The organism is Paenibacillus eucommiae, from assembly GCF_017874215.1.
Taxonomy (GTDB): Bacteria; Bacillota; Bacilli; order Paenibacillales; family NBRC-103111; genus Paenibacillus_AI; species Paenibacillus_AI eucommiae.
The window spans coordinates 264,943-274,532 of record NZ_JAGGLB010000010.1 but is presented as its reverse complement, the minus strand read 5'-3'; the positions used below and the strand labels follow the sequence as shown (position 1 = coordinate 274,532).

The window sequence follows — 9,590 nt, the reverse complement described above, 5'->3', positions numbered from 1 at the left end:
AGGTGCTGTGGAGGGGGCTCCAAGTGTTTCGCAACGTCTTGGATACGTATCGATTCTTACTGTAAATTTCCGGAAACGTTGTGGGGCAAGCTTAGGCAACCATGTCCGTTAGAAATCCGTCCGCTCTCCGCGTACCGTTGCTCGGGTTGCTCGGCGTATCGCCTGAGAAGTTGCTTAACCTGACAACGTTGTTCCTATCCCTTCCCTCCCCTTTTGCTGCGACGAAGCCTTGGGGAGCATAAGCTGGAATGTCGTTCCAGTGGCTGAGCTTTCCTTGAGGTTCAGCATACCGTTCATCATGTTCGCGAGCATCCGGCTGTACGTTAGTCCTAGTCCCAGACCGCGTACTGAATGTTTTTTGTTCGTACCCCGGTAATATCTTTCGAAGATGTTGATTTGCTCATCAGGGGGTATGCCTGAGCCATTATCCTTGACTTGAACCTCGTAAAGCGTACTCGAATACTCCGTTAAAGTGACTGTAATGATGCCGTGCCCACTGATGGCTTGCCAGCTGTTATTCAAAAGATTGACGATAATTTGTTGAATCCGGCTGGCATCTCCAATGGCAATTAGTTGATGATCCGGTATAACCGTCGCCATTTCCAGATCGTCGTCCTGGTAGATCAGGTTCCATTGGTACACGATTTCGGCTAACAGCTTGCCGAGGTCGACCGCTTCTGATTGAAAGCTTATTTTGCCGGACGCAAAAGCATTGAAATCTAGCAGATCCGATACCATCTGTTCCAATCTTTGAGTTTCTTTGAGTGAAATATCGAGGAATTCATCGGCTTCATTTGAGGTCACGACTTTGTCTCTGACTGTGCGAATAAGACCACGTATCGAAGTGACCGGTGTCTTTAACTCATGTGTCACTCCGGCAAGCAGCTCTGTGCGCAATTGTTCCAGCTGCTCCAGCCTTGCTGCCATTGCGTTGAAATAAACCAGGAGGTCGTAAATCTCCTGTTCTTTGACGTTATCCTGCAGCAGCAGTCCGTAATTTCCTGACTCGACTCGTTTAAGAGCGTGCACAACGTCATCAATTGGCTTCGACAGTTTGCGCAGCAGTAAATAAAGGATAAGCCAACCAAGCAGTCCAGATAAAAGAAGCAGTACGGAGATCAATCCGTATTGCTGACCAATGTCCGTCAGCTCTTTTTTGGCATAAGAAATGGCGATCGTTCCGATGAGCGAGTTTTGGCCGCGGATTGGGGAGATGATCGTATAATAGCTGCCGATCTTGTTCACGATGACATCGGGTACAAGCGGCGGTGGTGCCGGAAATGCCTGGTCGGATCCGAAAGTTACGTCTGATGCAATTGGTGAATTTGATGAAGGTGGGGCTTTATAGAACATGGGTCTGTCCGATTGATTGAATACCGTTAAACCAAACTGTCCGGGAAGCTTGTATGTTCTTTGGTTAAGATCAATCCACTCGTAGAATTGATTGGGTATCACAATTTGCCCAGTGTCGCTTGTGACGTAGTCTGCTGCTTCCAACGAGAAGCTTTTGATATTGTCTAATCGCTCGTTTAAAGCAGTATGCTTAAGCCATAGCACTGATGCGGCCCCGATTATGAGCAAGCCAACACTTAAAGTAAGCACATACCGCAAGGTCCAGTATCGGAGAAGTGTGCTTCGCTTAGGCGTTTGATTTGGCATAGAACTGATACCCCGTTCCCCGCAAAGTGCGAATTTCGGCCTCTTCAGGCGGCAAATGAAGCAGCGTTTTGCGCAGACGTTTGATGGCCAAATCCACTGCGCGGTCACTTCCATCGTAGTCCATGCCCCAAACCCGCTCGATCAACTGCTCGCGATCAAAGATCTGGTTCGGATTTTCCGCCAGAAAAAGCAGCAGAGCCAAGTCCCTTGGCGTAATAGACAAGCTTGCTCCATTCAAGTAAACGGTTCTGGACTTGAAGTCGATCCGCATGCTGCCGAAATGTTTCTGATTTTCTGTGACCAACGCCTGTGAAGGCCTGCGCAGCACGGCATGGATTCTGGCAACGACCTCTTCCGGCTCAAACGGCTTCGTAATGTAATCGTCAGCGCCATCGTTCAGGCCCATAAGGCGATCACTAATGTCACCTCTAGCTGTGAGCATAATTACTGGACAAGTATTTCTACTGCGAATCTCACGCAGCACCTCCCATCCATTCATCCCCGGCAGCATCACATCAAGCAAAACAAGGGAGGGCTGAAGCGTTCCGAACTGTTCCATGGCCTCATTGCCGGATGTACAAACTACGCTTTCATAGCCTGCTTTTTTTATATAGGCTGTCAGAACGCGGGATATGGCCGGCTCATCTTCCACAATCATAATGGTTTTCATGTCCATGTCTCCTAACGGAATGGATTAATAATGAAGCAGCGCACACCTTGCATTAATATTATCATAGCAGGGCTAAGTGTCAGCAAGAAGTCTAACTTTATACTCGGATAAAAATATCGCTTCTTTTTTGCACTCATTTGTGGTATCCTTATGCGTTATGACATAAAGGGACGGTTTATGGAAACGCTACATGAGAAGTGAAAGTTACGTGATTAAGAATACATGAATAGTTGAAGCTAAGGAGACAAAATGACATTTAATGATTTGAACATTATACCCGCGATTTTAAAAGCTTTAAGCAAAGAGAACTATACGGCCCCAACACCCATACAGGAGCAGGCGATCCCGGCTGTACTGGCAGGTAGAGATTTACTTGGCTGCGCTCAAACTGGAACAGGGAAGACGGCCGCATTTGCAGTGCCAATTATCCAGCTTTTAAGCGAAAAACAAGGTAAACCTAGTACGCAGCGCCGTATTCGCTCATTGATTTTAACACCTACAAGAGAACTGGCTCTTCAAATTTCTGAAAACATTCAAGCGTATAGTCAATATACTCATTTGCGTTGCTCTGCTATCGTTGGCGGCGTTTCACAAAAAGCCCAAGAGCGGGCGCTGAATCAAGGTGCCGATATTATTATAGCGACTCCGGGCAGACTCATTGATTTAATGAATCAAAAGCATGTTGATTTGCAGCATGTCCAAATATTAGTGCTGGATGAAGCCGACAGAATGCTGGATATGGGCTTTATTCATGATGTGAAGAAAATTATCACCAAAATGCCTAGCAAAAGACAAACGCTATTCTTCTCAGCAACAATGCCGCCAGAAATATCCCAAATGGTCAAAGCCATATTGGTTAACCCGGTAAAGGTTGAAATCACGCCGGTTTCTTCCACAGTGGACAGGATACAGCAATCGATCTATTTGGTAGATAAGGTCAATAAGCAAAAACAGTTGAATCTACTTTTACAGGATAAATCGATTATTTCTGCGCTGGTGTTTACCCGTACCAAGCATGGAGCTGACCGCGTTGTGAAAGAACTGACTAAAGTAGGCATTTCCGCACAGGCCATTCATGGGAACAAGTCTCAAAATGCCCGCCAGAATGCGCTAAGCAATTTCAGGAGCGGGGTAACGCGTGTACTGGTAGCGACGGACATTGCAGCAAGAGGCATCGATATTGAGGAGCTTTCCCATGTCATTAACTTCGACCTGCCTAACATTCCGGAAACCTACGTTCATCGCATAGGCCGCACCGGTAGAGCGGGAATGAGCGGAATCGCGATCTCATTTTGTGACATAGAAGAGCTGCCGTATCGCAAGGATATTGAGAAATTGATCAAAAAAACTATTCCCGAAGTGAAAGACCATCCCTATCCGATGGTGGGTACAGCCCAGCCTTTACTAGCTGAGAAATCTACGGCAACAGTAGTCTCAAAGCCTGCTAAATCGAAAGCTAACCCTGCGCTCAAGCCAAAGTCGGAGTGGTTTAAAAAAAGAAATACAACAAACAGTAAATCAAATTTTAATCCAAATGGTAAAACGAATGGTAAAACAAATGTTAAAACAAACAGTAAAATAAGTCATTAAGCGTTTAAATAGGACTGAAAGCATAGCTGCTTTTGGTGCTATTTTTTTTTATTTTTTCCTTATCGCCACTATCCCTTTCACTCAGGAAAGCAGCGACTGTAGGCAGTCCGATTGTCGTGGTGTTGAACGGTGTGCTTCACTTAACGATGTTTTTCATCGTTAAAGTAAGTGTTCCAGGTGAAACTGTCACGTTAATGATGATTTTCATCGCTAAAAGAGGTCGAACGGCACATTTAGGTGGTAAAATGGGATTTTAACGATGTTTTTCATTGTTAAAGTAGGGTTGTGAAGACGAGCAAGTGCTTTTAGTGATGAAAAACATCGTTAAAGAGGGAGGAGAGTATCGGGGAGGAGAGTATCCCCTCATAGCAGCTCTTCAACTCCAGCGCCTTTGCGCGCAGGATATAGCACCCTAAATGTTGTCAGGTTAAGCCGGTCCAATGTGTGCGTTTTTCCGCCTACATGTTCGGTATGATGTTAGCCTGACAATATTAGGCGAAATCCTTCCCCTCCCCCTAGAACCCTCATCGTAATGAGCACGCACTTCAAAAGACGCAACAAGGTTTTTCTCAAGTGGACTATCCCGTAGGCTCAAGTCCTGTTCGACTGCTTGTTTTGGATTTTTTTTCCTAGTCGTAATACTTTGACCATGTTCATATCCCTGAAAATAGGCGATGATAATAGCAGAAGACCGAACGAAGTAGAAAGGAAGAGCGACATGTCCGATTATCCGTATCAAATTGTTGAAGAGTTGAAAAAAATCGAACAAGAAGAACAGGTTCGGATTTTGTATGCTTGTGAATCAGGCAGTCGTGCATGGGGGTTTCCTTCAAAGGATAGCGATTATGACGTGCGATTTATTTACATCAGGCCTGTGGAGTGGTATTTGTCGATTTTCAATAAGCGGGATGTGATTGAGCGTCCGATCAGTAATATGCTGGATATTAATGGGTGGGATTTGAAGAAGGCCTTGAATTTGTTTCGCAAATCGAATCCGCCGTTGCTGGAATGGCTGCAGTCTCCGATTGTTTATATGGAGAATTGTGCAACTGCTGAGCAAATCCGCCGCATCTCACCGTTATCTTTCTCGCCAAAATCATGCATACATCACTATCTACATATGGCGAAAGGGAATTACCGGGAGTATCTGCAGGGTGATCAAGTCAAAATCAAAAAGTATTTCTATGTACTGCGCCCCATCTTGGCGTGTGAATGGATTGAAAGGCATAATGAGATGCCGCCTATAGAGTTTCATGAATTGGTGGACGCGTTGGTACCAGAGGGAAGCGAGCTAAAGGTGGTTATTAAGAATCTGCTGGTGCGGAAATTAGCCGGCGACGAAATGGATTACGAACCGAGAATTAACCGGATCAATGAGTTTCTAGGGGAGAGAATCTCCTATTATGAACAGACCGCTTGCGATATGCGTGCTGCTGAAGGCGGCCATGATGAGGCGCTTGACCAGTTATTTCGTTCGGCAATAATGGAAGTATGGGGGAAGGGTGTGGCGACATGTTTTTGACCATTAAAGCTACTGGCGAAGGAGCAGGGATGATCTCTCACCTCCTCGCTAAAAATCCCAACAATCTTTACGATAGGCATGAGAAGGAAGCTCGCGTACGATTGGTGTATACGATCTTCACGCCGAGTGAGGTTGAAGTTGTGTTATTTGCAACCCCAGATCCGGTGGAGCTTGTTAAAGGGAGTCCGAGCAGCTACGATATTACGCAGTATATTAATGACCGGGAGTTTGTCGCAAGCAGTCTATTTTGCTCCTATATCCGCTCAGCGCTTGGCACAGCATTGAATGGGAAGCCGAAGGAGGATTACAAGCCTTGGGTGAGTCATCTTTTTGAGCTGGACATTTCATTCGGACCGATTGCCTCAAGGCTTTCCGATCACGTAGTTGAAGAGCTTTTTACAACGCTTGGTTATGAAGTAGCATTAGAGCGCGGCGAGATCTCGTACAACTTCGATTTGAAAAGTAAGAGTACAGCCAGAACGATACGCCTTCGTGGTCAGAAGACGCTACAACAAGCGTTGAGACAGCTTTTTGTCATGATTCCGATACTGGACGATTACAAGCATTACTTCATGGGAGAAGATGAATTAGATAAAATCAAGCGGTACGGTGAAGGTTGGCTGGAAAGTCACCCGATGCGCGGGCTCATTGTGAAAAGAGCGCTGCGCTTCAGTCACTTAATTGAGCAATTTGAAAGAAGCATGACCACCCCGAAAAATTTCCCGGATGCCGCACCCTCTTTTGTGGTGGAAGCGGTGGAGGTAGCAGAAGTGGTAGAGGCATTAGAGGCAGTAGAGGCAGTAGAGGCAATAGATGCAATAGATGCAATAGATGCAATAGATGGAGTAAAGGCAGTAAAGGCGGTTGATGGTAATGAGACTGAGCGGAAGCAGCCCAAGGTCAGCTTAAATGAGCTTCGGTATCAGGCGATTTTGCGAGAAATTGGAGCTTTGCAGGATAAGAGAACGATCGTTGATTTTGGTTCAGGTGAAGGAAAGCTTGCTGCCCGCCTAGGCTGGATTCCAGGGGTTGAGGAGATTCTGGCGGTTGAACCTTCGTCTGTAGCTCAAATCAGAGGGATGGCAAGGTTCAAAAAATTAGAGGGCCATCAAGGTGTGGTGATCCCTAAGTCGCTGATCGGGTCACTGTTCTATTTTGACGAGTCGCTGCGCGGGAAAAATGTGATGATCCTCTGCGAAGTCATCGAGCATATAGATGCGCATCGACTGGAGCGGGTGATGGAAACTATTTTCGCTGAGTATCGTCCAGGGACTTTGCTGATAACAACACCTAACCGGGAATATAACCAAGTGTATGAAATGGACCCGGCAGACATGCGGCACAGCGATCACAGATTCGAATGGGCACGTGAGCAGTTCCAGTATTGGTGCGGAAAATGGGCAGAGCTTTATCCTTACAGCCTTGAGCTGAAAGGCATCGGCGAAGCGATAGAGGGCTTTGGGCATCCGACACAAATGGCGGTTTTTGCCCGGAGAGAGGAGCTAAAGAAAGCATGATGCAAGAACAAAAACGCATAATCCGGCTGCCCCACGCTGGTATTGTTGTGTTAGTAGGGCCTTCCAATAGTGGAAAAACGACCTTGCTGCAGAGGATGATTGATCAAGGGACCCTGATGCAAACAGAAGTCGTCTCGTCAGACCAATTTCGGATTCTTGTTGGAGACGAGGTATTCATGGACTGGCGCAATCGACCGAAGCAAGAAGCCGATGTTGTATACAACGAATATCAGTTGATTTCGGATAAGGCCTTTGCTGCTATGGATATGATTGTTGGCATGAGATGCCGAGTTGGTAAGCTTACGGTCGTTGATGCTACACACCTCCATGCTGAGGATCGTAAAAAGTACGTGGATATGGCAGCAAAGTATCATGTTTCAGTCATGGCTATTGCCCTGGATGTAGCGGAAGATGAACTGTTGCGAAGGGACGAGAGTCGCGATAATCCGCGGGGACGCCAAAGAGTGAAGCAGCAGGTACAGATATTTAAGCGGTCCGTACGCGGCTTGAAGGAGGAAGGCTTCGCCTCCAGTTATATGATTAAAGGCGAGCAAGTGGATCAGCTTGCATTCATCCGCAAAGAAAATCCTGTGCTGTTCGAGGTGGAAGCCGGAATAGATATTATCGGGGACATTCACGGCTGTTATCAGGAAATGCTGGAGCTTGTAAACAAGCTGGGATATCAATCGGATGAAGATGGTTACTATAAGCATCCTAACGGCAGGAAGCTGGTATCGGTTGGTGATGTTATGAGCCGGGGGCCGCAGTCCATTCTCGCTATTGAGTTTTGGAGAAGCCATGTCGAGGCGGGCTTGGCCTATATGGTTGACAGCAATCACGGCTGGAAAATTGCCCGTTACTTGGACGGAAAGAACGTCTCGCTCGGTCATGGCGACGAGAGGATGGCAGCGGAGCTGGCTCAATATGAGCGGGATCATGGCAAGGACTCCGCTGAGAAACTGAAGGCTGGAATGAGACAATTCCTGCTTGCCGCGCCTTCACATCTGGTGTTTTGCCGCAATGGCGTTCGCCAGGTTGTTGTCGCTCATGCGGGTATTCGGGATAGTTTTATCGGCAAGCAATCCAAGAGCATTCAAGATTACTGCCGCTATGGCGATACCGCTGGGATGGACGATCAGGGAAAGCCGATCCGGAAAGATTGGTTTATCGAGCACGAATCCGGGGAACTCATTGTCTGGGGGCATGACCCGAGACCACAGCCGACTATCATCAAGCATACGGTCAATATCGATCAAGGGGTTGTGTTTGGCGGACAGCTCACTGCATATCGTTATCCCGAAAAAGAGTTCGTAAGCGTCAGCGCGGTCATGAACTATTCTGGAGACCCCGATAATCCTCTTCTTAAATGGGAGAGAAAGCGTTTCTCACCGCCGAATTTACGGAAATTTATAGAAGGCTACACAGTGCTGACCGAGCCGTATGGGGAGATTTCTGTACGTGGGGAATTTGTAAAAGCTGCTGTTGATTCAGTTTCCCATTATACAGTGCCAATTGAAGAGCTTGTTTACATTCCTCCAACAATGAGCCCGCCTCCTCGTGTATCGGATAAGGATGATTATTTGGAGCACCCGGGAGAAGCCTTCTCTTATTACCGCTCCAAGGGAGTTATGACTATGGTTGCGGAGAAGAAACATATGGGAAGCAGGGCGATCTTATTATTGTTCAGAGATCGTGAAGCGGCTGTCAAATATGTAGGACGTGAAATGTTGGGGGCCATATATACCCGCACAGGCCGACACTTCTTCGACTCTTCGCTGGAGGAAGAAATTTTGCAGCGGCTGAATAACGATCTGCAGCGAGCGCAATATTTTAATAAGCACCAGACTGATTTCATACTATTAGATGCTGAAATTGTACCGTGGAACCTAAAGGCTCGTGAGTTGATTGCTTCACAATATGCTCATGTGGCTGAAGCTGCGATTATGGATAGAAAGTACATTATGGAAAAGCTGCAGATGGCTCACGCGGCAGGAAGGGACGTTCAGGACTGGATAGGAGAATTTGGTCAAAAGCTGGATAACGCAGAGCTATTTGAGCAGGCTTTTCAGAAATACTGTTGGGACACGAATGGACTGCAGGGAATCCAGATTGCCCCCTTCCATACACTTGCTCACAGCACGGAGGCCTTTTTTGATAAATCTCATGTCTGGCATATGCAGAAGAACAGTGAGTTCGCCGCTTGTTCAGAAATGTTCATAGAGACCGAATACCGAGTAATTACTGATGAGACTAGTGAACAAGAGGTGATTCGTTGGTGGGAAGAAATGACGGAGGACGGACACGAGGGGATTGTAGTGAAGCCCGAAACCTTTGTGATGAAGCATCAGAACCGTCTTATTCAACCGGGCATAAAAGTCAGGGGCAGAAAATATCTGCATATCATATACGGTATCGATTATTTGATGCCAGAGAACTTGAAACGCCTTAAGCAGCGCAAGACTGGTAAGAAAGAACGTCATGCTCTAATGGAGTTCGCGCTAAGCGTAGAGTCTGTAGAACGTTTTGTGTGGAATGAGCCCGTAGAACGAATTCATGAGTGCGTGCTCGCCGTGCTATCATTGGAATCGGACCCGGTGGACCCGAGGTTGTAATTTTTCATGTAGAAGGGAAC

The 9,590-nt window shown here is 46.8% G+C and carries 6 protein-coding genes; 4 read left to right on the top strand and 2 right to left on the bottom strand.

Annotated elements, in window-relative coordinates; all coding sequences use genetic code 11:
• Positions 1-174 precede the first annotated feature (174 nt).
• Together J2Z66_RS16775 and J2Z66_RS16770 are read right to left on the bottom strand one after the other, a co-directional pair.
• Positions 175-1,659 carry a HAMP domain-containing sensor histidine kinase gene (locus J2Z66_RS16775; protein WP_209972584.1) on the bottom strand — a complete coding sequence of 495 codons (1,485 nt, stop codon included), beginning with the start codon at positions 1,657-1,659 and terminating at the stop codon, positions 175-177.
• Positions 1,640-2,329 (bottom strand): response regulator transcription factor, encoded by a 690-nt coding sequence (locus tag J2Z66_RS16770; RefSeq protein WP_209972583.1) that lies wholly within the window; start codon positions 2,327-2,329, stop codon positions 1,640-1,642. Before J2Z66_RS16770 ends, J2Z66_RS16775 begins: the two co-directional genes overlap by 20 nt.
• Positions 2,330-2,578: 249 nt before the next feature.
• On the opposite strand from J2Z66_RS16770, the gene J2Z66_RS16765 reads away from it, so the two are divergent.
• From J2Z66_RS16765 to J2Z66_RS16750, 4 genes are all read left to right on the top strand, one after another.
• Complete coding sequence (locus J2Z66_RS16765; protein ID WP_209972582.1) at positions 2,579-3,919, top strand: DEAD/DEAH box helicase; 1,341 nt, start codon at positions 2,579-2,581, stop codon at positions 3,917-3,919.
• A gap of 718 nt (positions 3,920-4,637) precedes the next feature.
• Positions 4,638-5,441 carry a nucleotidyltransferase domain-containing protein gene (locus tag J2Z66_RS16760; RefSeq protein WP_209972581.1) on the top strand — a complete coding sequence of 268 codons (804 nt, stop codon included), beginning with the start codon at positions 4,638-4,640 and terminating at the stop codon, positions 5,439-5,441.
• Complete coding sequence (locus J2Z66_RS16755) at positions 5,432-6,958, top strand: methyltransferase domain-containing protein (RefSeq protein WP_209972580.1); 1,527 nt, start codon at positions 5,432-5,434, stop codon at positions 6,956-6,958. Before J2Z66_RS16760 ends, J2Z66_RS16755 begins: the two co-directional genes overlap by 10 nt.
• Positions 6,955-9,570 (top strand): polynucleotide kinase-phosphatase, encoded by a 2,616-nt coding sequence (locus J2Z66_RS16750; RefSeq protein WP_376774422.1) that lies wholly within the window; start codon positions 6,955-6,957, stop codon positions 9,568-9,570. The genes J2Z66_RS16755 and J2Z66_RS16750 overlap by 4 nt, the downstream gene beginning before the upstream one ends.
• The last annotated feature ends 20 nt before the right edge of the window (positions 9,571-9,590 follow it).

Bases quoted from the DNA above. Each gene is read 5' to 3' on its own strand.
- J2Z66_RS16750 (WP_376774422.1), top strand. From the start codon at position 6,955: ATGATGCAAGAACAAAAACGCATAATCCGGCTGCCCCACGCTGGTATT.
- J2Z66_RS16755 (WP_209972580.1), top strand. From the start codon at position 5,432: ATGTTTTTGACCATTAAAGCTACTGGCGAAGGAGCAGGGATGATCTCT.
- J2Z66_RS16775 (WP_209972584.1), bottom strand. From the start codon at position 1,659: ATGCCAAATCAAACGCCTAAGCGAAGCACACTTCTCCGATACTGGACC.
- J2Z66_RS16760 (WP_209972581.1), top strand. From the start codon at position 4,638: ATGTCCGATTATCCGTATCAAATTGTTGAAGAGTTGAAAAAAATCGAA.
- J2Z66_RS16765 (WP_209972582.1), top strand. From the start codon at position 2,579: ATGACATTTAATGATTTGAACATTATACCCGCGATTTTAAAAGCTTTA.
- J2Z66_RS16770 (WP_209972583.1), bottom strand. From the start codon at position 2,329: ATGAAAACCATTATGATTGTGGAAGATGAGCCGGCCATATCCCGCGTT.